31 protein-coding genes are annotated in these 26,656 nt (G+C 62.1%); 12 read left to right on the top strand and 19 right to left on the bottom strand.

The annotated features are described in order from the left end of the window. Window positions 1-156: 156 nt before the first annotated feature. From bfr to pyrC, 5 genes are all read right to left on the bottom strand, one after another. The gene (gene bfr / locus DNK06_RS24120; RefSeq protein WP_131182499.1) at window positions 157-627 is read right to left on the bottom strand and encodes a bacterioferritin; all 471 of its coding nucleotides are present in this window, start codon (window positions 625-627) and stop codon (window positions 157-159) included. Window positions 628-832: 205 nt separating this feature from the next. Beyond that, window positions 833-1,051: a bacterioferritin-associated ferredoxin gene (locus DNK06_RS24125; protein ID WP_131182500.1), complete on the bottom strand. Its 219-nt coding sequence runs from the start codon at window positions 1,049-1,051 to the stop codon at window positions 833-835. Window positions 1,052-1,365: 314 nt separating this feature from the next. Next, complete coding sequence (gene argC, locus DNK06_RS24130; protein WP_131182501.1) at window positions 1,366-2,304, bottom strand: N-acetyl-gamma-glutamyl-phosphate reductase; 939 nt, start codon at window positions 2,302-2,304, stop codon at window positions 1,366-1,368. A gap of 5 nt (window positions 2,305-2,309) precedes the next feature. Further along, window positions 2,310-2,984 carry a ribonuclease T gene (gene rnt, locus DNK06_RS24135; protein WP_131182502.1) on the bottom strand — a complete coding sequence of 225 codons (675 nt, stop codon included), beginning with the start codon at window positions 2,982-2,984 and terminating at the stop codon, window positions 2,310-2,312. Then, on the bottom strand, window positions 2,981-4,027 hold the full coding sequence (gene pyrC, locus DNK06_RS24140) for a dihydroorotase (protein WP_131182503.1): 1,047 nt from the start codon (window positions 4,025-4,027) through the stop codon (window positions 2,981-2,983). Before pyrC ends, rnt begins: the two co-directional genes overlap by 4 nt. Window positions 4,028-4,177: 150 nt before the next feature. Here pyrC and DNK06_RS24145 point away from each other — a divergent pair, with 150 nt between their 5' ends. After that, the gene (locus DNK06_RS24145) at window positions 4,178-5,110 is read left to right on the top strand and encodes a flagellar protein MotY (protein ID WP_131182504.1); all 933 of its coding nucleotides are present in this window, start codon (window positions 4,178-4,180) and stop codon (window positions 5,108-5,110) included. Window positions 5,111-5,208: 98 nt separating this feature from the next. Then, entirely contained in the window at window positions 5,209-6,426 is a 1,218-nt protein-coding gene (locus tag DNK06_RS24150) for an argininosuccinate synthase (RefSeq protein ID WP_131182505.1), read from the top strand. Between the two features lie 238 nt (window positions 6,427-6,664). Here the strand turns inward: DNK06_RS24150 and DNK06_RS24155 are convergent, their stop codons facing one another. From DNK06_RS24155 to DNK06_RS24180, 6 genes are all read right to left on the bottom strand, one after another. Then, window positions 6,665-7,006: a HopJ type III effector protein gene (locus DNK06_RS24155; protein ID WP_131182506.1), complete on the bottom strand. Its 342-nt coding sequence runs from the start codon at window positions 7,004-7,006 to the stop codon at window positions 6,665-6,667. After that, entirely contained in the window at window positions 7,003-7,305 is a 303-nt protein-coding gene (locus DNK06_RS24160) for a DUF1244 domain-containing protein (protein WP_131182507.1), read from the bottom strand. The genes DNK06_RS24155 and DNK06_RS24160 overlap by 4 nt, the downstream gene beginning before the upstream one ends. Before the next feature lie 84 nt (window positions 7,306-7,389). Next, complete coding sequence (gene folX / locus DNK06_RS24165; RefSeq protein WP_131182508.1) at window positions 7,390-7,761, bottom strand: dihydroneopterin triphosphate 2'-epimerase; 372 nt, start codon at window positions 7,759-7,761, stop codon at window positions 7,390-7,392. 2 nt (window positions 7,762-7,763) lie between these two features. Next, window positions 7,764-8,324, bottom strand: a complete 561-nt coding sequence (folE, locus tag DNK06_RS24170; protein WP_131182509.1) for a GTP cyclohydrolase I FolE — start codon at window positions 8,322-8,324, stop codon at window positions 7,764-7,766. Between the two features lie 21 nt (window positions 8,325-8,345). Next, window positions 8,346-9,056, bottom strand: a complete 711-nt coding sequence (gene folM / locus DNK06_RS24175; RefSeq protein ID WP_131182510.1) for a dihydromonapterin reductase — start codon at window positions 9,054-9,056, stop codon at window positions 8,346-8,348. 156 nt (window positions 9,057-9,212) lie between these two features. Next, window positions 9,213-9,785, bottom strand: a complete 573-nt coding sequence (locus tag DNK06_RS24180; RefSeq protein ID WP_131182511.1) for an antibiotic biosynthesis monooxygenase — start codon at window positions 9,783-9,785, stop codon at window positions 9,213-9,215. Window positions 9,786-10,166: 381 nt separating this feature from the next. Between DNK06_RS24180 and DNK06_RS24185 the strand changes: the two genes are divergently transcribed. Next, entirely contained in the window at window positions 10,167-11,120 is a 954-nt protein-coding gene (locus tag DNK06_RS24185; protein WP_131182512.1) for a MerR family transcriptional regulator, read from the top strand. An 11-nt stretch (window positions 11,121-11,131) separates the two neighbouring features. On the opposite strand, the gene DNK06_RS24190 is transcribed toward DNK06_RS24185, so the two are convergent. Both DNK06_RS24190 and DNK06_RS24195 read right to left on the bottom strand, forming a co-directional pair. Next, window positions 11,132-11,734 carry a PilZ domain-containing protein gene (locus DNK06_RS24190; protein WP_131182513.1) on the bottom strand — a complete coding sequence of 201 codons (603 nt, stop codon included), beginning with the start codon at window positions 11,732-11,734 and terminating at the stop codon, window positions 11,132-11,134. 61 nt (window positions 11,735-11,795) lie between these two features. Next, window positions 11,796-12,248 (bottom strand): PAS domain-containing protein, encoded by a 453-nt coding sequence (locus tag DNK06_RS24195; protein ID WP_131182514.1) that lies wholly within the window; start codon window positions 12,246-12,248, stop codon window positions 11,796-11,798. A 136-nt stretch (window positions 12,249-12,384) separates the two neighbouring features. Here DNK06_RS24195 and DNK06_RS24200 point away from each other — a divergent pair, with 136 nt between their 5' ends. Next, window positions 12,385-12,837, top strand: a complete 453-nt coding sequence (locus DNK06_RS24200; RefSeq protein ID WP_131182515.1) for a flavodoxin — start codon at window positions 12,385-12,387, stop codon at window positions 12,835-12,837. A gap of 392 nt (window positions 12,838-13,229) precedes the next feature. Continuing rightward, window positions 13,230-13,592, top strand: coding sequence for a hypothetical protein (locus DNK06_RS24210; RefSeq protein ID WP_207390044.1), 363 nt, complete (start codon window positions 13,230-13,232; stop codon window positions 13,590-13,592). A 71-nt stretch (window positions 13,593-13,663) separates the two neighbouring features. Here DNK06_RS24210 and DNK06_RS24215 read toward each other — a convergent pair whose 3' ends face one another. After that, window positions 13,664-15,193: a sigma-54-dependent transcriptional regulator gene (locus DNK06_RS24215; protein WP_131182518.1), complete on the bottom strand. Its 1,530-nt coding sequence runs from the start codon at window positions 15,191-15,193 to the stop codon at window positions 13,664-13,666. 447 nt (window positions 15,194-15,640) lie between these two features. On the opposite strand from DNK06_RS24215, the gene mdcA reads away from it, so the two are divergent. The 7 genes from mdcA to mdcH are packed head-to-tail and all read left to right on the top strand — an operon-like array spanning window position 15,641 to window position 21,651. Then, the gene (gene mdcA / locus DNK06_RS24220; protein WP_131182519.1) at window positions 15,641-17,302 is read left to right on the top strand and encodes a malonate decarboxylase subunit alpha; all 1,662 of its coding nucleotides are present in this window, start codon (window positions 15,641-15,643) and stop codon (window positions 17,300-17,302) included. Continuing rightward, window positions 17,302-18,180, top strand: a complete 879-nt coding sequence (locus DNK06_RS24225; RefSeq protein WP_131182520.1) for a triphosphoribosyl-dephospho-CoA synthase — start codon at window positions 17,302-17,304, stop codon at window positions 18,178-18,180. Before mdcA ends, DNK06_RS24225 begins: the two co-directional genes overlap by 1 nt. A 2-nt stretch (window positions 18,181-18,182) precedes the next feature. Beyond that, the gene (locus DNK06_RS24230; RefSeq protein WP_131182521.1) at window positions 18,183-18,482 is read left to right on the top strand and encodes a malonate decarboxylase subunit delta; all 300 of its coding nucleotides are present in this window, start codon (window positions 18,183-18,185) and stop codon (window positions 18,480-18,482) included. Beyond that, window positions 18,475-19,317 carry a biotin-independent malonate decarboxylase subunit beta gene (locus DNK06_RS24235; RefSeq protein ID WP_131182522.1) on the top strand — a complete coding sequence of 281 codons (843 nt, stop codon included), beginning with the start codon at window positions 18,475-18,477 and terminating at the stop codon, window positions 19,315-19,317. The genes DNK06_RS24230 and DNK06_RS24235 overlap by 8 nt, the downstream gene beginning before the upstream one ends. 2 nt (window positions 19,318-19,319) lie before the next feature. Then, window positions 19,320-20,126 carry a biotin-independent malonate decarboxylase subunit gamma gene (mdcE, locus tag DNK06_RS24240; RefSeq protein WP_131182523.1) on the top strand — a complete coding sequence of 269 codons (807 nt, stop codon included), beginning with the start codon at window positions 19,320-19,322 and terminating at the stop codon, window positions 20,124-20,126. Continuing rightward, window positions 20,120-20,743, top strand: coding sequence for a malonate decarboxylase holo-ACP synthase (locus tag DNK06_RS24245; protein ID WP_131182524.1), 624 nt, complete (start codon window positions 20,120-20,122; stop codon window positions 20,741-20,743). Before mdcE ends, DNK06_RS24245 begins: the two co-directional genes overlap by 7 nt. Further along, on the top strand, window positions 20,740-21,651 hold the full coding sequence (mdcH, locus tag DNK06_RS24250) for a malonate decarboxylase subunit epsilon (RefSeq protein WP_131182525.1): 912 nt from the start codon (window positions 20,740-20,742) through the stop codon (window positions 21,649-21,651). The genes DNK06_RS24245 and mdcH overlap by 4 nt, the downstream gene beginning before the upstream one ends. Before the next feature lie 293 nt (window positions 21,652-21,944). Here mdcH and DNK06_RS24255 read toward each other — a convergent pair whose 3' ends face one another. The 5 genes from DNK06_RS24255 to DNK06_RS24275 form a co-directional block, all read right to left on the bottom strand. Further along, on the bottom strand, window positions 21,945-23,261 hold the full coding sequence (locus tag DNK06_RS24255) for a TRAP transporter large permease (protein WP_131182526.1): 1,317 nt from the start codon (window positions 23,259-23,261) through the stop codon (window positions 21,945-21,947). Then, window positions 23,258-23,827: a TRAP transporter small permease subunit gene (locus DNK06_RS24260; protein ID WP_131182527.1), complete on the bottom strand. Its 570-nt coding sequence runs from the start codon at window positions 23,825-23,827 to the stop codon at window positions 23,258-23,260. Before DNK06_RS24260 ends, DNK06_RS24255 begins: the two co-directional genes overlap by 4 nt. A gap of 92 nt (window positions 23,828-23,919) precedes the next feature. After that, window positions 23,920-24,912, bottom strand: a complete 993-nt coding sequence (locus DNK06_RS24265) for a TRAP transporter substrate-binding protein (RefSeq protein ID WP_131182528.1) — start codon at window positions 24,910-24,912, stop codon at window positions 23,920-23,922. 176 nt (window positions 24,913-25,088) lie between these two features. Beyond that, window positions 25,089-26,030, bottom strand: a complete 942-nt coding sequence (locus DNK06_RS24270; RefSeq protein ID WP_131182529.1) for a LysR family transcriptional regulator — start codon at window positions 26,028-26,030, stop codon at window positions 25,089-25,091. A 67-nt stretch (window positions 26,031-26,097) separates the two neighbouring features. Next, window positions 26,098-26,409 carry an I78 family peptidase inhibitor gene (locus DNK06_RS24275; protein WP_131182530.1) on the bottom strand — a complete coding sequence of 104 codons (312 nt, stop codon included), beginning with the start codon at window positions 26,407-26,409 and terminating at the stop codon, window positions 26,098-26,100. Window positions 26,410-26,656 lie beyond the last annotated feature (247 nt).

Genomic DNA, 26,656 nt, shown 5'->3' on the forward strand with positions numbered 1-26,656 from the left:
ATCGAGCTGCTCGCCTGAAAAGTCCGGTGGTGACCTTCTGAATCGCACAAAAGAAAACGCCCCGAACGATGTCAGGGCGTTTGCCGGGTGCCAATACCTACATCAGCGGGTTTTCACACGCTCTGCTTGGCTCCCGTTCTTGTCTGCTGCTGATCTTTATTCTTCCATCTGCGACTGCAGGTAGTTCTGCAGGCCGACGGCCTGGATCAGACTGAGCTGGGTTTCCAGCCAGTCGATGTGTTCTTCCTCGGATTCGAGGATGTCTTCGAGCAGTTCGCGGCTGGCATAGTCGCCAACGCTCTCGCAGTAGGCGATGGCTTCCTTCAGGTCGATGTGCGCCTTGTGTTCGATCTTCAGGTCGCATTCGAGCATTTCCTGCGTGTTCTCGCCGATCAGAATCTTGCCCAGGTCTTGCAGGTTGGGCAGGCCTTCAAGGAACAGGATGCGCTTGATGAGTTTGTCCGCGTGCTTCATCTCGTCGATGGACTCGTGGTACTCGTGCTTGCCCAGTTTGGTCAGGCCCCAATCCTCGTACATGCGGGCGTGCAAGAAGTATTGATTGATCGCGACCAGCTCGTTGCCGAGGATCTTGTTCAAATGCTGGATGACTTTCTTGTCGCCTTTCATGTGTGCTGCCCACCTTGCCTGGAATTGAGTAACCGATAGGGAATTCTGGGCTTGCAAAATAAGACTGTCAAACGTAAGTTATTGAAATATAAGTAAAAATAAATATAAATGAGAGTGTTTAAGTTGTGCGTCTTGGCGCTAACTCATTGAATTTCAGGCATAAAAAAACCGGATGCGAGATCCGGTTCTTTAAAAAATGCGATATTCAGGCTGCGACAAAATTTCCTGGGTAGGCCATTACTGCCTGACTTTGTTGCATTTCGCCCAGCGTTTGGCGAACCACCTGCTTGGCCAGGCATGCGCATTTACCGCATTGGCTGGCAACACTCAGGGTTTCACGAACTTCACGGTAGCTGCAGCAACCTTCATAGATTGCTTCGCGGATCTGACCGTCGGTGACACCTTCGCAAAGGCAGACGTACATGGCTTGGCCCGTCGCTTGGCTGAGACTGATGGCGAAGGATACTAATGTTAATGAGAATGCGTGTCAAAGATAAATTGGGTCTTGATTGGCGGAAAATCGCAACTTTGGATGAGCGGTAATCTGCCTGATCGGTCAGCTCGTTCGAGATGCTGCAGCACTAGTGCTCGGTAGCGCTTTCTCGCAGATCGTACCTCAGTAAAAAATGGTCGGGAGCCATTTTTAACGTCGCTTGCGACGGCCTGAAGGGTGGCCGCCAGGGATGGCAGGCCATAAAAAACCGGCTCGCGAGCCGGTTTTTATTCACAGGGCAGGGCTCAGTCAATCTGCGTGCACAGCCCTTCATCCAGGCCGAGCATGATATTGAGGTTCTGCACCGCGGCACCCGAAGCGCCTTTGCCGAGGTTATCGAGCTTGGCTACCAGCAGGGCCTGTTTGCCGCTGCTCGCACCGTACACCTGCAGCTCGGCGCGATTGCTGCCGTTCAGGCCGTGGGGGGTGATGAACGGCGCCGAGTCGGCAGGGATCTCGTTGTAGGGCAGAACCTGCACGAACTGCTCACCCTGACCCTGGTAGTAATCGCTCAGGGCTTTTTGCAGCTCGACGCCGTTGGCGCCTTGCAGGGGGATCATCACCAGCATGCCCTGGTCGTAGCTGCCGACCGCTGGCTGGAAGATGGGGCGTGCCTGCAGGCCACTCCAGTGCTGGATTTCCGGGATGTGCTTGTGATCGAAACCCAGGCCATAAGCGGCGTAGACCGGCGCGTCGTCCTGCTGGTAGCGCTCGACCATCTTGGTACCGCCACCGGTGTAGCCGGATACGGCGTTGATGCATAGCTCGCGATCCGAGCTCAGCAGACCGGCGTCGATCAGCGGGCGTAGCAACAGGATGGCACCGGTGGCATAGCAGCCCGGGTTGCTCACGGCGCTGGCCTTGGCAATGGCTTCGCGTTGGCCCTTGGCCAGCTCGGCCATACCGAATACCCAGTCATTGGCGGTACGGTGCGCTGAGCTGGCGTCCAGCACCCGGCAGCCGACTTCGCGGGCTTGAATGGCGGTTTCCTTGGCGGCATCGTCCGGCAGGCACAGCACGGTGACGTCTACCGAGCGCATCAGTTCGAGCTTGGCGTCTGCGTCGCGGCGTTTGTCGTGGTCGATGGTGACCACTTCGATCTGCGGATGGCTGGCCAGCCGCTGGCGAATCTGCAGGCCCGTGGTGCCGGCCTGTCCATCGATGAAGATCTGATATTTTTTCATGGCACTCACTCGTCGAAGTCTTCCCAGCCGCCCATTTCCTTCCAGCGATTGACGATGCCGCAAAACAGCTCGGCGGTCTTCTCGGTGTCATAGCGGGCGGAGTGGGCTTCACGGCCGTCGAACTCGATGCCGGCGGCCTGGCACGCCTTGGCCAGCACGGTCTGCCCGTAGGCGAGGCCGGCGAGGCTGGCGGTGTCAAAGCTGGAGAAGGGGTGGAAGGGATTGCGCTTGAGGTCACAGCGAGCGACCGCGGCGTTGAGAAAGCCCAGGTCGAAGCTGCTGTTGTGGCCGACCAGAATGGCGCGCTTGCAGCCATTGGCCTTCAGGGATTTGCGCAGGCCGCGGAAAATCTCGTTCAGCGCATGCTCTTCGCTCACCGCCATGCGCAGCGGGTGATCGAGCTTGATGCCGGTGAACTCCAGCGCCGCCTGTTCGATATTGGCGCCTGCGAACGGCTCGACACGGAAGAAATGCGTGTGATCGGGGTACAGGTAGCCGCTCTCGTCCATGCCGATGGTGGTGGCTGCGATTTCCAGCAGGGCATCGGTGGCGCTGTTGAAACCGCCGGTCTCGACATCCACTACCACGGGCAGGTAGCCACGAAAGCGCGCTGCCATGGGATGGCGCGGGCCGCTGCTGCTCGGCTGTTCCTGTTCGTCTTCGTACTGTTCTTCGCTCATTGACCAGCCTCCAGCAGGCGCCAGCGCAGCGATTCGCCTGCGCGCAAGGGGATTACCGTCTGCTCGCCGAAAGGCAGGCTGGCCGGTGCGTTCCACGATTCACGCACCAGGGTGATGGTGTCGGTGTTGCGTGGTAAACCGTAGAAATCCGGGCCGAAGTGGCTGGCGAAGGCTTCCAGCTTGTCCAGCGCGCCGCGCTGTTCGAAGGCCTCGGCATACAGCTCGATGGCCGCATAAGCGGTGTAGCAACCGGCGCAGCCGCAGGCGTTTTCCTTGGCATGGCGGGCATGGGGAGCGGAATCGGTGCCCAGGAAGAACTTCGGATTGCCGCTGGTGGCCGCGTCGAGCAGCGCTTCCTGGTGCGTGTTGCGCTTGAGGATCGGCAGGCAATAGAAATGCGGACGAATGCCGCCGACCAGCATGTGGTTGCGGTTGTACAAGAGGTGCTGGACGGTGATGGTGGCACCGACGTTGGCGGGCGCCTCCCTGACGAACTGGGCAGCGTCGCCGGTGGTGATATGTTCGAACACCACTTTCAGGGTCGGGAAACGCTCGACCAGGCGGCGCATATGTTCGTCGATGAACGCCTTCTCGCGATCGAAAACGTCGACATCGGCGCGAGTGACCTCACCATGTACCAGCAGCGGCATGCCGGTTTCCGCCAGTGCTTCCAGGGCGCCGGTGATGTTGTCCAGGCTGGTTACGCCGGAATCGGAGTTGGTGGTCGCACCCGCCGGGTACATCTTGGCCGCGTAGACGAAGCCACTGGCCTTGGCAGCGCGAATATCTTCACCCGTGGTACGGTCGGTGAGGTACAGCACCATCAACGGTTCGAACTGGCTGTCGGCCGGCCGCGCGGCGAGGATGCGCTGGCGATAGCCATCAGCCTCGGTGGCGTTGCGCACCGGCGGCACCAGGTTGGGCATGATGATCGCGCGGGCGAAGGTACGGGCGACATCGGCGACGGTGTGCGGCAGTACCGCGCCGTCGCGCAGATGAATGTGCCAGTCGTCAGGACGCAGCAGGGTGATGCGGTCGGTCATTGAGGCTTCCAGGCGGGGGCGAAACATGCTCGGAATGCTACCGGAAAAGGTTGGCGGGGGCACGCCGCAGATAGGCTATCGCGTAGCTCAAGTTTTTCCCGTGATCACCGATACCCACAGGGAACGTTGTGTTTTCTTGTGGAGCTCGCTGTGCGTCAGCCTCTTTTCCTCATCGTCGGATTGCTCGCCGGCGCAGGCTTGAGTCTGCCTGCGGCCGCGATCAGTTTCCAGACTCGCCTGGAAAAGGTCGAATGGCAGGTAGCCGGCGACCAGTTCGAGTGCCGCCTGACGCAGCCGATCACCGATTTCGGCTCGGGCGAGTTCGTGCGCCGCGCTGGCGAACAGGCGACATTCCGCTTGCAGGCGAGGGAGCGTTGGCTAGGCAGCGGCTCGGCGACCCTGCTGGCAGCGGCCGCGCCGTGGCAGCCGGGGCGCGGTGATATCAACCTCGGTGTGGTCAGCGTCGGTAACGGCGAAATGCCGTTCAACAGCAGCCAGGAACAGGCCGGGCGCCTGCTTGCCGGGTTGCTGGAAGGGCGTAGCCCGCTGGTTCGCCACCGTACCTCGATGGGCAGTGAGAGTCTCGAAGTGCGGCTGTTACCGGTGCGCTTCCGCAAGGCCTATGACGATTACCTGAACTGTACGGCCAAGCTGCTGCCGGTCAACTTCGATCAGGTGCGCCAGTCCAACATCGGCTTTCCGGGCGGTGGTGTAGAGCTCGACCCCATGGCCAAGGCCAAGCTGGAAATCATCCTCGATTTCATGAAGGCCGACCCCGAAGTCAACCGTATCGAGCTGGATGGTCACTCCGACAGCAGCGGCAACCGTCTGACCAACCGTGACCTGTCCCGCCGCCGTGCTGTGGCGGTGATGGAGTACCTCAAGGCCCAGGGCGTGCCGGAAGAACGCATCGTCATGCGCTTCCATGGTGAGCGTTATCCCCTGGTGCCAAACACTACGGCTGCCAATCGCAACAAGAATCGACGGGTCTCGGTACGCCTGGAGAAAGTGCCCGAAACGCCCGTGCAGCCCACCGAGCAGGCGACACCTGCAGTAACTGCGGAGCCGGCGGCCACCTCCTGATTCTGTCGCCTTGACGCCATCGCCTGTCGCACCCCTGTAAATCGTGGCCCATGGGCAGTAGAATCACGGGTTTTCGAACAACCCGTGGAGTGGATGGCATGGCGGACGTCAAAAAGGTAGTTCTGGCCTATTCCGGTGGCCTGGACACCTCGGTGATCCTCAAGTGGCTGCAAGATACCTATAACTGTGAAGTGGTGACCTTCACCGCCGATCTCGGTCAGGGCGAAGAGGTCGAGCCGGCCCGCGCCAAGGCCCAGGCCATGGGCGTCAAGGAAATCTACATCGATGACCTGCGCGAAGAGTTCGTCCGCGATTTCGTCTACCCGATGTTCCGCGCCAACACCGTTTACGAAGGTGAGTACCTGCTGGGTACTTCCATCGCCCGTCCGCTGATCGCCAAGCGCCTGATCGAGATCGCCAACGAGACTGGCGCCGACGCCATCTCCCACGGCGCTACCGGCAAGGGCAACGACCAGGTTCGCTTCGAACTCGGCGCCTATGCGCTCAAGCCCGGTGTGAAGGTGATCGCGCCGTGGCGCGAGTGGGATCTGCTGTCCCGCGAGAAGCTGATGGATTACGCCGAGAAGCATGCGATCCCGATCGAGCGTCACGGCAAGAAGAAGTCGCCGTACTCCATGGATGCCAACCTGCTGCACATCTCCTACGAAGGCGGCGTGCTGGAAGACACCTGGACCGAGCATGAAGAAGACATGTGGCGTTGGACCAAGTCGCCTGAAGCGGCTCCGGATACTCCGACCTACATCGAGCTGACCTACCAGGCCGGTGACATCGTCGCCATCGATGGCAAGGCGCTGAGCCCGGCTACCGTACTGGCTGAACTGAACCGTATCGGTGGCGAGAACGGCATCGGTCGTCTGGACATCGTCGAGAACCGTTTCGTCGGCATGAAGTCCCGTGGCTGCTACGAAACCCCCGGCGGCACCATCATGCTCAAGGGCCACCGCGCCATCGAGTCGATCACCCTCGACCGTGAAGTCGCGCACCTGAAAGACGAGCTGATGCCGAAGTACGCCAGCCTGATCTACAACGGTTTCTGGTGGAGCCCGGAGCGTCTGATGCTGCAACAGATGATCGACGCATCCCAGGCCAACGTGAACGGTGTGGTACGTCTGAAACTGTATAAAGGCAACGTCATCGTCGTTGGCCGCAAGTCGGATGACTCGCTGTTCGATGCCAACATCGCCACCTTCGAAGAGGACGGCGGTGCCTACAACCAGCAGGACGCAGCGGGCTTCATCAAGCTCAACGCCCTGCGCATGCGCATCGCGGCCAACAAAGGCCGTCAGTTGCTGTAACGGCAAGCATCCCAATCCGCGCCGGAGTCCTGCACTCGCAAGTGCTCCGGTGTGCGATTTCTCCAGCAACATCCACACGACTCGCCACCTTTATCCCCATAGCGATTCTGCTCCAGGGCGGTCGATGCGCGGGCGTGATAATCGTTGGGCGGAGGGGATGCAGGGGAGGCGAGGGAGGGTGGGTAAGCTGGAGTTCGCACCGAGCCAGGCTCTCACCCAGCCTTCGGTGCGGGGAGGCTCAGGCCTTGCGGGACAGTGGTTGCTGTTCGAAATTGACGCCTGCCAGGCCGGTGCTTATCAGGGCGCGGATATTGGCGTGGTCGCTGCCCTCGGGGGTGGCCAGCACGCTGCGGTAATGTTCGCCAAAGCACTGCAAGGCCTCCTGATCGCTCAGGCCTTCGAGTAAGGCCAGGCCCAGGGTTTTGCACGAACCTTCGTTCTGCCCGGCGGCGTTGCTGACTTCGCCGTTGCGGAAGGCGCTGGGCTGATAGCCGTAATGTTCGGCGATAAAGGCCAGTGTCTCGGCAAAGGCGAAGTGCTCGCCGCTGAGGCGGGCGCGGAAGTCGTTCAGGTGGCTCATGCTGTTCCTTTGGGGTTCTTGGTGTTGAAGGCAGCCTGCTGTTCAGCGCTGGCCTCGGTCTGGTACTTGGCCTTCCACTCGGCGTAGGGCATGCCATACACCTCTTCGCGGGCCTGATCCGGTGTGACGGCGATGTTGAGGTCGTCGGCGGCGGCCTTGTACCACTTGGACAGACAGTTACGGCAGAAGCCGGCAAGGTTCATCAGGTCGATGTTCTGTACGTCCGGCCGTTCGCGCAGGTGCTGAACCAGGCGGCGATAGGCGGCGGCTTCCAGTTCGAGGCGTTCTTGATCGGTCATGGCGATTCTCTCTGGAGGGAATGGCGGCGATGATAAAAGCCGGCGGGCGGGTCGGCAACCGGGCCGCCTTGCGGTTCCAGTAGATCAGCGGTGGCCGGCGAGGGTAATGGATACCGACTCGGCAAAACGCAGGGCATGGGGTTTGTCGACCTCCACTTCAGCGTAGCGCACCGCTTCGTGAGCCATGACCAGGTCGAGAATTTCCTGGGTCAGGCGCTCCAGCAGGGCGAAGCGATTGCCTTCGACATGGCCGATGATGGCCTTGGTGATGGTGCGGTAGTTGAGGGCGTGATCGATGTCGTTGTCACGCACCGCATCGACGGCCGGATAAAGGATGGTCAGGTTGATCAGCACGTCCTGCTTGTTGTTGATCTCTTCTTCCTTGATACCGATGAAAGTGCGCAGGCGCAGATCCTTGACGCGGATGCGCGCCATGCCGGGTTCCAGTCTGGGCATCGTTACTTGCTCCGTCCGATCAGTTGCAGGAATTCGTGGCGGGTATTGTAGGACTCACGGAAAGCGCCGAGCATTACCGAGGTGCTCATCACCGAGTTCTGTTTCTCCACGCCGCGCATCATCATGCACATGTGCTGGGCCTCGATCACCACGGCCACGCCAGCGGCCTGGGTGACTTCTTCGATGGCGCTGGCGATCTGCCGGGTGAGGTTTTCCTGAATCTGCAGGCGGCGGGCGTACATGTCGACGATGCGAGCGATCTTCGACAGGCCCAGCACCTTGCCGGTGGGAATGTACGCCACATGTGCCTTGCCAATGAAGGGCAGCAGGTGGTGTTCGCACAACGAGTAGAGCTCGACGTCCTTGACGATCACCATCTCGTCGCTGTCGGAGCTGAACAGCGCGCCGTTGACCACTTCTTCAAGGGTCTTGTCGTAGCCGTTGCACAGGTACTGCATGGCCTTGGCTGCGCGCTTGGGGGTATCCAGCAAGCCTTCGCGTTCGGGATTCTCACCGATACCGAGAAGGATTTCGCGGTAATGGTTGGGCAGTAATGGGTTCATCGTCATTGTCCTCGCGGCGCCTCACTTGAGATGGCGGCCGCCGTTCACGGTCAGGGTGGTGCCGGTGATGTAGGGGGTGTCCAGCAGGTAGCGCAGGCTCTGATAGATCACATGGGGACCGGGCTCGAAGCCCAGTGCTGATTTGTTCAGGGCCCTGGTTCGGTATTCGGCGTCGTCGTCCGGATTGAACATCAGCAGGGCCGGAGCGATGCCGTTGACCTTGATAGCAGGTGCAAAGCGTGCGGCGAAGGACAGGGTGAGGCTGTCCAGCCCGGCCTTGCTGGCACAATAGGCCGGTCGATTGCCGCTGCCCTTGCGCACCACGTCATCGCTGATGTGGATGATGTCCGCCTGTTCGCTACGCTGTAGCAGCGCTGCGCAGTGCAGGTTGATCAGGTAGGGCGCGAGCATGTGCACGGTGAACAGCCGCTGAAAGGCCGCGGCTTCTTCGCCCGGCGTTTCGGCGAACCAGGCCGAGGCGTTGTGCACGATAGCGCGTAGAGCATCGGTATGGCTCTGTAGCTGTTCTATAAAGGCAAGAATACTGGCTTCGCTGGTGAAATCGGCGTGCAAGGTCAGCACGCCGCGCTCACGCAATTTCTCCAGCTCAGGCTTTTCGCTGCGGTAGGTGACGATCAGCGGATGGCCGTCATCGAGTAGCCGTTCGGCGCAATACAGGCCGACACGCTGGCTGGCGCCGGTGATCAGGATCGGGGCGTTGCTGACGCTCATGGGCAAAATTGGCCGAGAGTGGACGGGAAGGCGCCGCTATGGAGGTCGGTGGCCCTAGCTGTGCAAAGTTATAGCAGCCACGGAAGCTGTACAACCCTTCGTACAGTGTGGGAAAGCGAGACGCCACGGCCCCCGGCGGGCCATGGCGGTGCCAGCTCAGCGGCTGGTGGAGGGGCTTATGCGGCGCAGCAGGCCGACGGGGCGGCTGCCTTGTAGCCAAGGCGCGAGCAAGCGGGTGACCAGGGGAATGAACAGGTAGGTCATCAGCGGCGTCAGGGCCAGGGTGCTGAGCAGCACGCGGGTTATCAGTGGAACGTCCGCCAGCAGGTTGCCGAACAGCAGATTGAAGCCCAGCGACACCGGGAAGAAGGCCAGCCAGATGGCGATGGTCTGCTTCCAGCGCGGTGGCTGTCGGTGGCCGCTGCCGAACCAGGCATCGATACCCAGAGCGCGTTGTTCATGGGGCTGGGCGAATAGACCTTTACCGCGGCTCAGCCAGGCACGGCGCGAGGCGGAATGCTCCCAGGCGGCCATGGTGTGCTCGTCGGTGAAGCGAAAAACCATCTGGAATTCGTCGTCGCCCGGTGGTGGGGCCAGAACGCCAGAGCCGAGATAGCCGGGGAAATCGGTAGCCAGTTGCTCGCCTTCACGCAGCCATGCGATGAAATCGTGATAGCACTCGTTGGCAACGCGGCGCGCCACCATGAGGGTGACCGGTTCGGTAGACATCGTGTATCTCCTGCTGAGCACTTGGCCAGGGTAGGGCCAGGTGGATAGCGCGGCTCGGGGTGGTGAACCGCGTCTTGAACGCAGCAAGGATTATTCCTGTTTTGTGCAAATTATCCAGCGATGTTGTGCACAACTGCCGAAAGGTGGCTCGGTACCGCCATTTACAAGGGCTTCGAGGCTTTACCGTTTGTCGATAACCGCTGTTCAGGTTCTTGGAGCAAGCGGCTTCGATCCAGGCGTGCCCCGTTTCGGGGAGTCGGTGCACTGTGAGACGCCAGCATGATGCTTCCTGTTCTTTGTATAGGATTTGTACAACTAAAATGAAAGGCACCCCTAGCTGGAGTAGACTTATGAAATTCTGACCCTGCAGCGGTTTTTTCTATGTCCGATCTGGTTGGTCGCGCACCATTCAATTCCAACGCTTTCAAGGAAGAAGAGCTGTTCCCGATCCGTGAGGTGGCGCGGTTGACTGGTGTGAACCCTGTGACGCTACGTGCCTGGGAGCGGCGCTATGGGCTGATCCAGCCGGTACGTACCGATAGCGGTCATCGTTTGTACTCCTCCGTGGACGTCGAAACGGTACGTAGCATTCTGGCCTGGATCGAGCGTGGTGTTCCGGTCAGCAAGGTCGGCCGAATTCTTGCCCGGCATGGTGCGAGCGAAACCAGTAGTGCACCCATCTACGAGTCGGCCACCTCGGGTGAGTGGGCGCAGTGGCAGAGCCGCTTGCTGGAAGCCGTGCAGGCTTACGATGAAGCCGAACTGGATCGGGTCTACGGCCAGGTGTTTTCCAGCTACCCGCTTTCGGTGATTTTCCAGGACATCATCATGCCGCTCTGGCAGCGGCTGTTGCTGCGCTATGGCCGGCCCGGATACGGCAGCGAGTGGTTGTTCTTCGACACCTTTCTGCGTGGTCGCGTATTGCAGCGGCTGCATAACCTGCGGGATCAACCCGGCGGGCGTCTTTTGCTGGTTGCGCTGCCTGGCCGTTGTCGGGAGCTGGAATTGCTGGTGACCGGCCTGCTGTTGAATCCGATCGATGCTGCGGTTCACGTGCTCGGCATCGGCCAGGCGCTGGAGGAGTTGCCCCAGGTGTGCAGCAAGATGCGGCCTCTGGCGGTGGTGGTGTTTTCCAACCAGGCGCCGCTGACGGATACACCGCAAGCTCTGGAGCGCCTGGCGCTGACGCTCGAGTGCCCGTTGGCACTCGTGGGCGAGGGCGCTGATCTGCTCGAGGAAAGTTTCCGTGGCTCGCCTGTCGCTTGCCTGGGCAGTGAGGGCCGCATGATACGGCGGCGATTACGGCAATTTCTGGCTGGCCGCCTCGATACCTGAGGCGGGGTACCTCAGAAACGGTGAAACTGGGGATACAGGCTGCGATGCTGCTGATACAGGTAGCGCTGCAGGCGTTCGCCGTTGTCTTCGTCCAGCGCCAGTTCATACGCCAGCAGGCCATCGTCGGTCATGCGCACCAGGCTACCTTGCAGGGTAATGGGTGCTTGCTCATCGACGTCCAGATCCAGGCTGAAACGGTCAGGCGGCGTGGCTCCTGCCGTTTGCGCCACCAGCAGGCCGCTCAGCGATAGCTCATGAACCCACAGGCTGCCCGGCTGGCCATCGCGCGCCAGCAAGGGGCGCGGCGGGTCGAGCGGCAGACGCCATGCGCGGTCGAAGGCGCCCTCTTCGAAAATCTGCGGCACCCCCAGTTCCAGATGCGGGGTGTTCTGATCGTCGGTGACCAGATGAGGCGTGAACGACAGGCGCTGATTGGCGATGTGCGCCTCGATGGTCAGTTGCTCCTTGGCGGCACAGCTGGTGAGAAGCTCGGCGGTTTGCCGCCCGGCATCGACCTGCAGGCCCGGATCGGCCTCGACCAGGGCAGGACTGTTTTCAGTAAGCTGTTGTATGAATTCCAGTTCCAGGGCGGTTAAGAGCGACGACTCTTGCATGGCGGCTTTCTGCGCGAGCTAGGGACGCACTTATGACAACGGATCGACCGTTTCGTTACCGTTACGTTCGTCGCTTCAATTCGGCCAGTTCGGTTTGCAAGGCTTCCACCTCGGCTTCCAGCTTCTTCACCCGTTCCTGATTGTGCACGTGCTCGCTGACGTCCTTCTGGATGCCGATGAAGTAGGTCAGTTGGTCGACCTCGTTGAATACGGGGGTGATCGACAATTCGTTCCAGAAGACGCTGCCGTCCTTGCGGTAATTGCGAATCACCTGGCGGCAGGATTGCTGAGTACGCACGGCTTCACGAATGAGCGTCAGGGTTGGCTGATCGCGATCACCGGCCTGGAGAAAGCGGCAATCCTGATAGAGGATTTCCTCGTTGCTGTAGCCAGTGAGGGCTTCGAATGCCGGGTTGGCGTAAATGAGGATGTTGTCCTCTCCTTCCTGTTCGGCGACCACGATGCCGTCGTTCGAGGCCTCGACCACCAATTGCAGCAGTTTGGCGTTGATCATCTGATACAGACCCTAACTATTTTCGCCAGTCTATCAGAGGCCCGTTCGGCTGCTGCTTTCTGCTCGTGGGGCTGAAAACGTCGGGTTGCGCAATGCGGCATAATACCGGGCGCAGCCCTCAACATACGGAGTTTTCATGAAAGTCGCGATTCTGTCCGGTTCGGTTTACGGCACCGCCGAAGAGGTGGCCCGGCACGCCGAGGGTCTGTTGAAGCAGGCTGGTTTCGACGTCTGGCACAACCCGCGGGCGAGCCTGGAGGATGTCCTGGCGTTCGGCCCCGAGGGCTTTCTGGTGGTGACCTCGACTACGGGCATGGGTGAATTGCCGGACAACCTGCAGCCGCTGTACTACGCCATCCGCGACAGGCTTCCCGCGTGGAGTGGTCTACCCGGCGGCGTGATCGCACTGGGCGATTCGAGCTACGGCGACACCTACTGCGGCGGCGGCGAGCAGGTGCGCGAGCTGTACGGCGAGCTGGGTATCCGCGAAGTGCTGCCCATGCTGCGCATAGATGCCAGCGAAAGCGTCACCCCGGAACAGGACGCCGAGCCCTGGTTAGCCGAACTTGCCGACGCACTGAGTGGCTAGGGTCTGTTGCCGTTTCAACGCGAGCCGCGTTGCCGCGAGAAATATCGCCAGGTTAGGCGGAGGACGCAGGGAATGGCATTCCCTTTTCAAGTCCTCCAACGACGCATGGCGAGATTTCCCGCGCAACCCGCAGGGCCGGGCCCGTTTTGCCGCGATGCTGCGTTTCTCGCCGGCTCATTTAGCCCGCTAAACTTCGCGGCTCGTGCCTTGCCTCGCGGCAAAACGGGCTCCGGCGCGGCCGTGCGTGAAACGGCAACAGACCCTAGTGACCGCCCATCCTGCTGGACGAACATTGTTGAACCACTGCCGGTCGGGTGTAAGGAGCGTTCGCTTTCTTTCATTGATGAAAGCGGGCGAGCTTCTCCCATCAACCTGGATGAAAGGTGACGACAATGAACAAGATGAAAATTTCCGCTCTCGTATTCAGTGGCCTGCTGGCCAGTGCCATGCTGCCTGCCATGGCGGATTCGACCGCCCCGGCGCCAACCGGGCCGACCGATCCGATATCTCCTCCGCCACCTAATGTGCCGCCTACGGACAATGGTCTGGGCAATGACAACGGTGCGATGACCCCCGGTGCTACCACTCCAGGCACCGATGGCAGCAGCACCGGCCCTGGCACCGGGACTGGAACCGGTACAGGCACCGGCACCGACACCATGCCTGGCGGCACCGACAATAGTGGTGGCACTGGCGGCGCAGGTTCTGGCACCGGGGATGGTACCGGCGGCGGTGCCGGCAGCGGCAGCCAGTAAGTCATGGCCGTAGCGCAGGTGTTCCCGGCGCACTGCTCGGGAGCCCTGCGCAGGTTCACGACAAGGGCGGGTTATCGATTGCCCTTGATGCCGTATTTGCGCAGCCGCGTGGCGATGGCGCTATGCGAGGTATGCAGCCGCGCTGCCAGTTGCCGGGTCGACGGATGGCTGGCGTAGAGTTTCTCCAGCAACTCCTTTTCGAATGCTGAAACAGCGGCCTCCAGGCTGCTGACTTCTCCCGCCGTATGCTGAGCGACGGCGGTGCCGGCGATATCCAGATCGCCGATCTGCACCAGATTGCTGTCACAGATCGCCGCCGCACGAAAGATCACGTTCTGCAACTGCCGCACATTGCCCGGCCAGCGATTGCCGAGCAGGGCCGGGTAGGTATCGGGCGTCAGCCGGCACTGGGTGCGCTGAATCTGCGCACAGGCGTGTTGCATGAAGTGTCGTGCCAGCAGCAGGATATCCTGGCCGCGTTCACGTAACGGTGGCACCTGCAGGTTGAGCACGTTCAGGCGGTAGAACAGATCCTCGCGAAACTCCCCTTCGCTGACCATCCGCTCCAGGTTGCGGTGCGTGGCGCTGATGATGCGCACATCGACCCGTTCTTCACGATCACCGCCCACGCGGCGGAAGGTGCCGTCGCTGAGAAAGCGCAGCAGCTTGGCCTGCAGGTAAGGCGACATTTCGCCGATCTCATCGAGAAACACCGTGCCGTGGTTGGCCAACTCCAGCAAGCCCGGTTTACCGCCGCGTTGCGCGCCGGTGAAAGCGCCGGGCGCATAGCCGAAGAGCTCGCTCTCGGCGAGGCTCTCCGGCAGGGCTGCGCAGTTCAGGGCGAGAAAGGGCGCACTGTTACGCGTGCTGAGCGCGTGGCAGGCGCGCGCTACCAGCTCTTTGCCTGTGCCGGTTTCACCGTGGATCAGCAGCGGCGCATCCAGCGTCGCCACCCGCTGAGCGCGGGCCTTGAGGGTGCGGATCGGCACCGAGTCGCCAAGTAACGAATCGAAGCCCTCGGCGTAGTCATGATGCAGCGCCGCCAGACGCGCGCCGATCCGGCTGGGTTCGTAAAGCGTCAGTAGAGCACCGGCCAGTTGATCCGTTTCGGCGGTTTCGCTGATGGGCGTGGCGTCCAGCAACAGCGCCTGACCGTTCAGCGTCACCTCACGTAACGGTAGGCGGAAATGTTGATCGAGCAGCGCCTGCTGCAGATCCGCCTCGGCGAACAGCTCGCCAAGCGCCGCCCCTTCGGGTTCTCGGCCGCACAGGGCGATCAGCGCCGGGTTGGCCAGCAACACCCGGCCGTGACCATCGACCGCCAGTACCGGATCGCTCATTGCCGCCAACAGCGCATCGAGCTGCAAGCGGCGACGCTGTCCGGGCAGGATGTCCACCACCGTCACCGCCTGCACGCCACGCACCTTGAACAGGGCTTCGCGCAACTCGTCGAGCACCGCCGCGCTAAGGGTCGGTGCGTCGATGTAGACATTGGGCGGCACCATTTCCACGGCATCCAGGTTGAGATTGCGCCCGCCCAGCAGGGCGAGCACTTCCTGAGTGATACCGACGCGGTCGATGAAGGTGACATGAATGCGCATGGTGAGCCGGGCAACGGGAGAACGGTGGCGCAGTATGCCCGGTCTGCCTCCCGGCGTTAACAGACCATTGAAAAACTACCTGCGTTGCCATCGCGGCGTTAAAAACAGGCTCGTGTGCGAGTCCAGGCTAGGCGCCCCCATCAAAATGCTCATTTACAACACGTAAAGTCGAGCGCGACCCCGGTCGCTTTTGACTCACTACGCTCGCCCTGCGGGCCAGCCTTCGGCTGTTACTCCGCTGCGCTACGTTTCGCCGGGGGCGCCCAGCCTGTTTTTGCGGGGCCGCCATCGGTATTGCGCTGGCTACCTCGTCAACGTTTTTTCAATGGCCCGCTAGCTGATGCGCATCGTTAACCTGATCGTAACGATACGACGCTGCGCTTGATTGATGGGGCTAGCCCGCGCTCCTACTGTTGTGCCACGACAGCGGAACTCGTGGAGTCATCAATGACAACTACAATCGCCCCACCGCCGCAGTGGTCGCGTCGTCGTGCCGAGAAGGCACGACGTCTCGACCAGGTGCGCGCCTTCGCCGATGGCGTGATCCTGCCCAGCGACAAGATCGTCGCCGCGCTCGAAGCCCTGATCGCCCCCGGTGATCGTGTGGTGCTCGAGGGCAACAACCAGAAACAGGCGGACTTCCTCTCTCGCTCGCTGGCCAGCGTCGACCCCGGCCGCTTGCATGACCTGCACATGATCATGCCGAGCGTCAGCCGCGCGGAGCACCTCGACCTGTTCGAGCGTGGCATCGCCCGCAAACTCGACTTCTCCTTCGCTGGCCCGCAAAGCCTGCGTATCAGCCAGTTGCTCGAAGATGGCCTGCTCGAAGTGGGCGCCATTCATACTTACATCGAGCTTTACTCGCGCCTGCTGGTCGACCTGATTCCCAATGTCGCCCTGGTTGCCGGCTTCCAGGCCGATCGCCACGGCAACATCTACACCGGGCCGAGCACCGAAGATACGCCGGCGCTGGTCGAGCCCACCGCGTTCAGCGATGGCATCGTCATCTTCCAGGTCAACGAGATCGTCGACGAGCTGCCGCGGGTGGACATTCCCGCCTCCTGGGTCGATTTCGTGGTGGTGGCGGACAAGCCGTTCTACATCGAGCCGCTGTTCACCCGCGACCCGCGCCATATCAAGCCGGTGCACGTGCTGATGGCAATGATGGCGATCCGCGGCATCTACGAGAAACACAACGTGCAGTCGCTCAACCACGGCATCGGTTTCAACACTGCCGCCATCGAGCTGATCCTGCCGACCTACGGCGAGTCCCTCGGGCTGAAGGGCAAGATCTGCCGCAACTGGACGCTCAACCCGCATCCGACGCTGATTCCGGCCATCGAGACCGGTTGGGTCGAGAGCGTGCATTGCTTTGGTACCGAACTGGGCATGGAAGGCTACATCGCCCAGCGTCCGGACGTGTTCTTCACCGGCCGAGACGGCTCGATGCGTTCCAACCGGCTGATGTGCCAGTTGGCCGGGCAGTACGCGGTCGACCTGTTCATAGGCGCGACCTTGCAGGTGGATGGCGATGGCCATTCCTCTACCGTTACCCGTGGTCGTCTGGCCGGTTTCGGCGGTGCGCCGAACATGGGGCACGACCCGCGTGGGCGTCGCCACAGCACGCCCGCCTGGCTGGATATGCGCCCGGCGCAGAGCGACTCGCCGCTGCTGGAACGTGGCAAGAAGCTGGTGGTGCAGATGGTCGAGACCTTCCAGGAGGGCGGCAAACCGACCTTCGTGGAAACCCTCGACGCCGTCGGGGTGGCGCAGAAGGCCGGTATGCCGCTGGCGCCGATCATGATCTACGGCGACGACGTCACTCACCTGCTCACCGAGGAAGGCATCGCCTACCTCTACAAGGCACGCTCGCTGGAAGAGCGCCAGGCGATGATCGCTGCCGTTGCCGGGATCACTTCCATCGGTTTGCGTCACGACCCGAAAGACACCGAGCGCATGCGCCGCGAAGGGCTTGTCGCACTGCCGGAAGACCTTGGTATCCGCCGCGCCGATGCCAGCCGCGAACTGCTGGCGGCCAAGAGCATCGCCGAACTGGTCGAGTGGTCCGGCGGGCTCTACAACCCGCCTGCCAAGTTCAGGAGCTGGTGATGAGCGCAATCCATTCAACGCAAGCGCAACTGTCGCTCAGCGAGTACCTGGCGGATCTGGCGGTAGACGCGCTGATCGACGAAGCCGATCTGTCACCCAAGCCGGGTCTGGTCGACAAACGCGGCAGTGGCGCCCACTCCGATCTGCATCTGGGCCTGATGCACGCCTCGGCGCTGTCGCTGTGGCCCTGTTTCAAGGCGATGGCGGAGGTCGCGCTGGCCGAGGGCGAGGTCAACCAGGTTTTGCGCGAGGCACTCGGGCGGATAGGCCGGGAGGGTGAGCAGGAGATGCTGCGCATCACCGGCGGGGTCAACACCCATCGCGGCGCTATCTGGGCGCTTGGATTGCTGTGCGCCTCCGCAGCGCTGGATAGCCGGCAACTTGCCGCCAGCCCTGTGGTGATTCGCGCCGCCAGAATTGCGCTGCTTACAGATCGTGCATTGCCAGCCAGCCGTGACAGCCACGGTGCCGAGGTCTGCCGGCGTTATGGCGTTCATGGTGCCCGCGAGGAAGCGCAACTGGCCTTTCCGGCGGTGATTCACCATGCGCTGCCGCAGCTGGCCCGCAGCCGTGCAGCCGGTGCCGGGGAGCAGAACGCCCGGCTGGATGCCTTGCTGGCAATCATGAGCCAACTGACCGATACCTGCGTGCTGTACCGCGCGGGTCTGGAGGGGCTGCGCTGCATGCAGAGCGGCGCCCGCGCGGTGCTCGATGCCGGCGGCGTTGCCAGCCTGGCCGGGCGCCGGCGCCTGCGCGAGTTGGAGCACGACATGTTGAGGCTGCGTGCCTCGCCCGGCGGCGCGGCGGATCTGCTCGCTGCCTCCTTGTTTCTCGACCGCCTGCAGCACGGCTTGCCGGCACAGATTGGGAGTCTCTGAACATGGAAACCCTGTCCTTCGAATTTCCTGCCGGGCCACCGGCCCGTAACCGTGTCCAGGTCGGCTGCGTCGGTTCCGGTGATCTGGAAGTGTTGCTGGAGCCCGGTACCGACGGCACCCTGGCTATTCAGGTGTTGACCTCGGTAAGCGGGAGCGCGCCACGCTGGCAGCAACTGTTCGAACGCATGTTTCGCGAGCAGCAACTGCCTGCCCTGAACATCGCGATTCACGACTTCGGCGCCACGCCCGGCGTTGTACGCCTGCGCCTGGAGCAAGGGCTGGAGGAGCTGTTCCATGACTGATACGGCTCGCTTGCTGAAACACCGCAGTTTCGTCGAACTGGATGCCCGCCAGCGTGCCCGTCTGTTGCTGGATGCCGGCACCTTCCGCGAACTGCTCGACCCCTTCCAGCGCATCATGTCGCCGTGGCTGCCGAAACAGGGCGTGGTCCCGCAGGCTGACGATGGTGTCGTCATCGCCAAGGGCATGCTGGCGGGGCAGCCTGCCGTCATTGCCGCTATAGAAGGCAATTTTCAGGGCGGCAGCATGGGCGAAGTCGGGGCCGCGAAGATAGCCGGGGCGCTGGAGCTGGCGATAGAGGACAACCGTCAGGGTATTGCCACCCGCGCCGTGTTGCTGCTGGAAACCGGCGGGGTGCGCCTGCAGGAGGCCAATCTGGGGCTGGCGGGCATCGCCGAGATTCACTCGGCCATCGTCGAGTTGCGCCAATACCAGCCGGTTATCGGTCTGATCGCCGGCAGCGTGGGCTGTTTCGGCGGCATGGGCATCGCCGCCGGGCTGTGTAGCTATCTGGTCGTAACGCGTGAGGCGCGCCTGGGACTCAATGGCCCGCAGGTTATCGAACAGGAAGCCGGTGTAGAGGAGTACGACTCTCGAGATCGACCCTTCATCTGGAGCCTGTCCGGTGGGCAGCAGCGTCAGCTCAGCGGGTTGGCCGATCGCTATGTCGAGGACGATGTCGAGGCCTTGCGCAGCGCCGTATTGGAACTGTTCGAACAGGGGCATCCAACTGCGCAACGCAGTCGCCAGTACGAGAATTACCTGGCGCGTTTGCAGCGGGTACATGAAGCACAGATCGATGCCTATACCGCCTGCCGCGTATTGAAGGGGGAGTGACCATGAGCAATCACATCAACAGTCGTGGGGCGCTGTGGATTCGTGCCCTGACTGGCCAGGACGGTCTTCACGCCGGGCTGCCCGCATCGTTACGTGTGGTCGACGCGCTGCTGGGCGATCATCCGGCTCGTTTTCTGACCCTGGTACCTGATCCGCACAGCCGCTTTCCCCGGTCGCGTCAGGGGGAGGCTGGACTGCTCGAAGGTTGGGGCCTGGGCAGGGCTGTGGAGGAGGTGCTGCAGGCGGATGCCCACGTGGCAGCGAAGCGCGCGCTGGTGGCTATCGTCGATGTGCCAAGTCAGGCGTATGGGCGTCGTGAGGAGGCCCTCGGCATTCATCAGGCACTCGCTGCGGCGGTGGATGCATACGCTCGGGCACGGCTGGCCGGCCATCCGGTGATCGCGCTGCTGGTTGGCAAGGCCATGTCCGGCGGTTTTCTCGCCCATGGCTACCAGGCCAATCGGATGATCGCCCTGCGCGATCCGGGTGTGATGGTGCATGCCATGGGCAAGGAGTCTGCGGCACGTATCACTCTGCGAAGCCTCGAGGCACTCGAAGCGCTGGCCGCGGAAAATCCGCCCATGGCCTATGACGTCGACAGCTATGCCTCGCTGGGGTTGTTGTGGAAAACCCTTGAGATTGGCAGCGTGATCGAGCCCGATACAGCCGATGTGGCACAGGTACAGGAGGTATTGCGCCAGGCGCTGGAAGACATCTACCACGGGCCGCGGGATCTTTCCGGGCGCCTGGGTGCGCCGCTACGCGCCGCCTCACAGCAGGTCAGGGAGCGGCTGCGCGAGCAGTGGTAGCCATCTTTCCAGATCCCCACGATCTCCTGTGGGGATTCACCGCCCAGCACCTGCCAGCCGATGCTCCCGCCTGGTGTACAGGCGCTATACAAGGCGGTTTTCCGGTAGTGGTGCGTCGCGCGCCGCTGCGCTCCGGTTGCATCGCCGTCGGTCTGCGCGGCAGACAGCGTGACGAACGCTTTGCGGGCTGGCTGCCTCTCTCGGCGATAACCCGCGTACTGCGCCCCGAAGCGCTCACCGATGAAGCGTCGATCATGCCGGCCAGCTTGCCTGTCTGGGAGGCACTGGCTATCGCCCGTCCGCTTCTCGATCGTTGCGGCTTGGTGTGGGGCGTCACCGGCAGTGCCGGTTTCCAATTGGCCTGCGGCCAGTCGGTGGTGCATGCCGGCAGTGACCTGGATCTTCTTCTGCGTACGCCGCATCCTCTAGGTCGCGCTATGGCGCGGCAATTAATGGACGATCTCGGCCGTGCCCCTTGTCGTATCGATGTGCAATTGCAAACGCCTTGCGGTGGCGTGGCGCTGGCCGAATGGGCCCGTGACTGTGGACGGGTCATGGTGAAAACCACACACGAGCCGCTGCTGCTGGCCGATCCCTGGGAGGTAACCCCGTTATGAGCACCTTGCTGGTTTTTCCAGGTCAGGGCGCCCAGCGCGTCGGCATGCTGAAGGATCTGCCGGACGCATTTCTGCGCCGCTGCAGCGATGTACTCGGTGAATCCGCTGGCGAACTGGACAGCGCCGAGGCCCTGCGCTCCACCCGAGCGGTGCAGCTGTGCCTGCTGATTGCCGGTGTCGAGGCCTGGCAGCGCTTGCAGGCTCAGGGCGCGCGCGCCGATTACGTTGCCGGGTTGTCCATCGGTGCCTATGCGGCAGCGGTGGCAGCCGAAACGCTGACATTCGAAGACGCCCTGCGCCTGGTGGCGTTGCGTGGGCAACTGATGCACGACGCCCATCCGGCAGGCTACGGCATGACCGCCATTCTGGGGCTGGAAGTCGCCGAGCTCGAACCTCTGCTTCTGCAGGCTCAAGCGCGCGGTGAGGAAGTTTATCTGGCCAATATCAATGCCCTGCGACAACTGGTGGTATCCGGTTCGGACCAGGCCATGGCGACTCTCGCCGAAGCGGCTCGCCTGCGTGGCGCAACCTGCTCGCGTCGACTGGCCGTCAGCACGCCGTCTCATTGCCCACTGCTCAGCGAGCAAGCGCATCGCTTGCATGAAGTATTCGCCGCTACCCCGCTGCAGGCTCCCCGGCTGCGTTACCTCAGCGGTAGCTCCGCACGCCTGATTCGTGATGCAGCAAGCCTGCGTGAGGATCTGGCCTTCAATATGTGCCGCCCCATCGACTGGGCCGGTACGGTGGCAGGGGCCTACGAGCGTGGCGTGCGTCTGCAGGTTGAGCTGCCACCGGGCACGGTGCTCACCGGTCTGTCCCGATCCGTCTTCGTCGAAGGCCGTGTGGCTGCCTTCGAGGGGACTCGCCTGGACAGCCTGGTTGCCTTGATCAAGCAGAACGACGTTTAGCGGGCTGTTGAAACCTACCTCGGCTTTGGCTTCCTGCGTCGCTCTACCTCCTGCCTCCATGCAGTCGTGCGTTGCCGCTGCTTCGTTAAAACACCGTTTTGACTCACTTCGTTCTGGGCCAGCCTTCGGCTGTTACTCCGCTGCGCTATGTTTCGCCTGGGCTGTCTCGCCTACGTTTTTCAACGGCCTGCCAGGTTTCTGCGCCTCAGCTTCTACTGCCTCCAGCCTCCCAAAAAACGCGCATAAAAAAGGCGGACTCAAGGCCCGCCAAGGACAGCATCACCTATGCGGTGTCAGATGGCGGGCCCCATTACGTAGTCCGGCAGGAAGGTGGCTATCTGTGGGAACAGGCACATGACGAAGATCGCCAGTACCATCACCAGCACATAGGGCAGCGCACCCCAGAGGATGTCCCGGGTCGGTATCTCGGGGGCGATACCGTTGATGACGAACAGGTTCAGCCCCACCGGCGGGGTGATCAGGCCGATTTCCATGTTGATGGTGAGGATCACCGCGAACCAGTAGGGGTCGAAGCCCGCCTGCACCACGATGGGAAACAGCAGCGGCGCCGACATGACGATCACCGCCACCGGCGGCAGGAATAGCCCGGCCACCAGCAGGAACACGTTGATCAGCCCCATCAGCACCCAGCGGTTGACCTCCAGGGCGGCGATCGCCTCGGCCACCGACTGGGTGATGTACAGCGAGGAGAGGGCGAAGGCGAACAGTTCGGCCGAGGCCAGGATCATCATGATCATGACGCTTTCGCGCATGCCGGCGCCGAAGATGTTGCCGAACGTGCGCATCTTGAACAGCCGGTAGACCACCACAACCACCAGCAGGGTCATCATGGCGCCGGCGCCAGCCGCTTCGGAAGGGGTCGCCACGCCGCCATAGAGCACATAGAGCACGGCCACGATGATCAGCATCAGCGGCAGCACCCTGGGCAATACGATCAGCTTGTCGCGCAGGGTGTAGACCACGTCGCCGGCGCCGAAGCGGAAGCCCTTGCGTCGGGCATCGATCATCGCCCAGCACATGAACATGGCGGTCAGCATCAGCCCGGGCATCACCCCGGCGAGGAACAGACGGCCGATTGAGGTCTCGGTGGCGATGCCGTAGACGATCATGGTCACCGACGGCGGCAGTAGGATACCCAGGGTGCCACCGGCGGCAATCGAGCCGGTCGCCACCGAGGCGGGGTAGCCGCGGTTGATCATCTCGGGGATGCCCATCTTGCCGATCGCCGCGCAGGTCGCCGGGCTCGAGCCGGTCATGCCGGAGAACACCGCGCAGGCGCCGATATTGGACAGCACCAGGCCACCCGGAATCTTGTACATCCAGCGATCCAGCGCGCGGTAGAGATCCGCGCCCGCCGGTGTGCCGGCGACGATGGCGCCCATCAGCACGAACATCGGGATCGACACGAACGCCAGGTTGCCGATACCGGCGAACATGGTCTCGGCCACCACGCCGATGACGTCGGGGCCCATGGCCATGAACAGTCCGCCCATGGCTGCCAGCCCGAGGGCGAAGGCGATCGGCATGCCGGTGCCGAGGAACAGGAACAGCGTGCAGATCAGAAAGACGCCAGCCAGGGACGGGCTCATTTCACTTCTCCCAGCGGTTTTTGGGGTTTGAGCAGGGCGGGATCGATACTCGCGTCCGCCTGGGTCATGGTGGCGGGCACGAGCCGGGCGCTCCACAGCTTGATGATTTCCACCAGGTACTGCAGGCATAGCAGGCAGAAGCCGACGAGCATCGGCGTGGCGGGAATCCACAGCGGGATGGCGGCGATGGTCGAGGTGGTCCAGCCGCCCTCCCAGGCCTCAAAGACATAGATGGCGCAGGCCACGCTCATCAGGCAGCAGAAGGTCAGACCGAGTACGGCGCCGAGCAGTTGCAGGCGTCGGCGATTGGCCGAGGACAGCAGCAGTTCCACCACATCGACGCCGACATGGCCTTTCTTCATCAGCACGTAAGGGGCGCCGATGAAGATCGCCGCGGTGGCGGAGAACACCACCACTTCGGTCTGCCAGATGGTGGGAGACTTGAACAGGTAACGCATGAGGATCATCTGGCACATGACGGTCATGGCGATGATCAGCAAGAGGGCTGCGAAGGCACCGCATAGTCGTGACAATGCTTCGACGGCAGAGATGAATCGTCTGGACATGGTAGCTCCTTGAACCCCGCAACCACGCGGGCGTTGCCGCGCGGCGTCATGAACACGACCGGCCGCCCCGTGCAGGCGGCCGGATCAGGAGGTCACTGCACGGCCAGGGCCTTGTCGAGGAGCTCCTTGCCACCTTTCACCTTCTCGGAAAAGTGCTTGTAGGACGAAGCGCGCGCCACTTCCATCCAGGCGTCGTGGTCTTCCTTGCTCAGGGTCACCACCTTCACCCCAGCCTTGCTGAAGGTTTCGCTCATGCGCTGCTCACCCTTGGGGCCTTCTTCGGCGAAGTAGGCTGCCGCTTTGCTGGCGCCGGCCAGGAGTGCGTCCTTCTGTGCCTGATTCAGGCGGTCAAAGGATTTTTTCGAGATCAGTACCGGCTCGTACATGAACCACAGGGCGTTGGTGCCCGGAGCGGTCAGGCATTTCACCTGCTCGTACAGGCGGTAGGAAACGAAGCTGTCGTTGGAGGTGTTGGCGGCGTCCAGCACACCGGTCTGCATGCCGGTGTAAATCTCCGAGGATGGCATCGAGGAAATGGACGCTCCGGCGGAGGCGAGCATCTGCTCGAAGGCCGGCCCTGCAGCACGAATCACCTGGCCCTTGATGGTTTCTGGCGAAGTGATGCAGGTTTCTTTCGAGGCGAAGCCACCGGCGAGCCAGGCATCGGCCAGGACGATCGCGCCATTCTTCTCGGTCAGGGCATGAATGTCCTTCATGAACTCCGACTCGTTGAGGCGCTGGGCGTGCTCGTAATTGTGTACCAGGCCGGGCATCAGGGTGGCGGAGAACTGCGGCACGCGGCCCGAGGCGTAATCGAGGGGCAGGGCGGTCATGTCGAGCTGGCCGCGGGTCAGTGCGCCCCATTGTTCGTTGGCCTTGTACAGCGAAGAGGCGGGGAAGATCTGGATTTTCATACCGACGTTGGCGGCGGCTACTTCGCGAGCGATGATCTGTACCATTTCATCCCGTGGGTCGCCCGAGTTGCCGGGAAACTGGTGGGACGCGCGCAGGGTGACGTCGGCGAAGCTTAGGGTACTGGAGGCGAGCAGCAGCGCGGTCGCCGAGGAACGGAACAGGGCGTTCATGGAGTTTCTCCTAGTTGACACTCAGAACCGCCCGTGGCGATTCATTGTTGTTTTTATTTCTGGTCACCGGGTCTTTCTTGTTGTCACGCACGGGCTATTCACCCGAACTGGTTGTCAAGCTAGCCTGCAGGGAGGATCAGATCAATTAAGCGGCTACCCTGACCATTACGGCCAGGTTAACGGTCGCTTTGCGCAAGCAAGGCGGCGCGATGGTTGTTCTGGTACATGCGGCATTCGGCCACCAGCGCCAGCAAATTGGGGTCGCGTTCGCGCGACCTGAGAAACACCATGCCGATGTGCTGCTGCAGGCGATAGCGGGCCTGCAATGGGATCAGTCGCACGCGGTTTTCATACACCGCGGCGATGCGTCCCGGCAGCAGGGCATAGCCGACTCCCGAGCTGACCATGCTGAGCAAGGTGAAAATATCGTTCACCTGCATGGCCACCTTGGGGGTGAAGCCTGCCTGCTGGAACACGCGTTCGCCATCACGGTGGGTGGCGAAGCCCTGTGTCAGGGTGATGAAGGTCGCCTCGCGCAAGTCGGCCAGGTCGACCTCGGCCACGTCAGCGAAGGACGAGTCGGTGGGCGCCGCCAGAAAGACATCGTCGGAAAACAGCGGAAGGTGTTCGCAGTCGCTGTCGATGGTGTTGTCGTCCAGCGAGACGAGGATGGCATCGAGCTCCATGTTCTTCATGCGATAGAACAGATCGACATTCGAGCCGAGGGTCAGATCGATATTCAGCTCGCTGCGCCGCATCTTCAGGCCCATGATCAACTGCGGCACGGTTTTCACTGTCAGCGAATACAGTGAACCGAGCTTGAAGCGCTCGGCTGAGAAGCCGGCCGCTTCACGGGTCAGGCGTACGGTATCGATGACGTCCTGCACCAGTTTTTGCGCCTTTTCCTCCAGCACGTAGGCGCTTTCCAGGGGAATCAGGTTGCGCCCTTCGTGCTTGAACAGCGGGCAGCGCAGGGCGCTTTCCAGTGAGTGGATGGCGCGGTGGACGCTGACGTTGCTGGTGTCCAGCTCGCTGGCTGCCCGTGAAAGGTTGCCGCTGCGCATGAAGGCCAGAAAGATTTCCAGTTTCTTCAGCGTCAGTTCTTCATCTATCTGCATGGGCCGGATCCAGTCCTTGGCAGGGGAGTGGCCCGATTGTGCCGCAGATAGCTTGCCCTGTGTCGACTCAGCCGCAGGCGATGCGTTCGATTACTTCCGCTTCGGTGATGTCGATATTCAGGCGCTGGGAGTTGTATTCCAGGGTCACCATGTCGCCAGGCGAGAGCACGCGTGCGGTACGTGCACCAGCCTGCTGGCGCGCCTGTTCGATGATTTCGGCAGTGGCTACCTGGCCGAGCAGGCTCTGCGCGCCTGCGGCATTGCAGGTGCCATCGCCGTGGGCGGGTTTCGAGGCCTGGGTGGGCGCTGTGTCGGTCGAACTGCAGCCGGCGAGCACGGCGAGCAGAGCGGCGCCGCCAATCAGGTGTTTGAAAGCCATTGCATGATCCTTGTGTGTGAAGGGTTCACTGTGAAGTACCAGAGTGTGCCGTGTATCGGACTGTCTTGTCGTGCCCGTGTTCCGAATTCAGCCTATCCAGACACTGTTGAGATGCATGAAACCCTAGGGCTTGTTGAGATACAGCTTTCCCTACCCCGCCTTCCTGTGGTGAAATTTTGGGTATGACTAGACTTGTACTCACCGACGCCCAATGGGCGAAGATGGAGCCACATTGCCTGGGCAAGCC

Source organism: Phytopseudomonas daroniae, from assembly GCF_004327285.1.
In the GTDB taxonomy this organism is placed as follows: domain Bacteria; phylum Pseudomonadota; class Gammaproteobacteria; order Pseudomonadales; family Pseudomonadaceae; genus Aquipseudomonas; species Aquipseudomonas daroniae.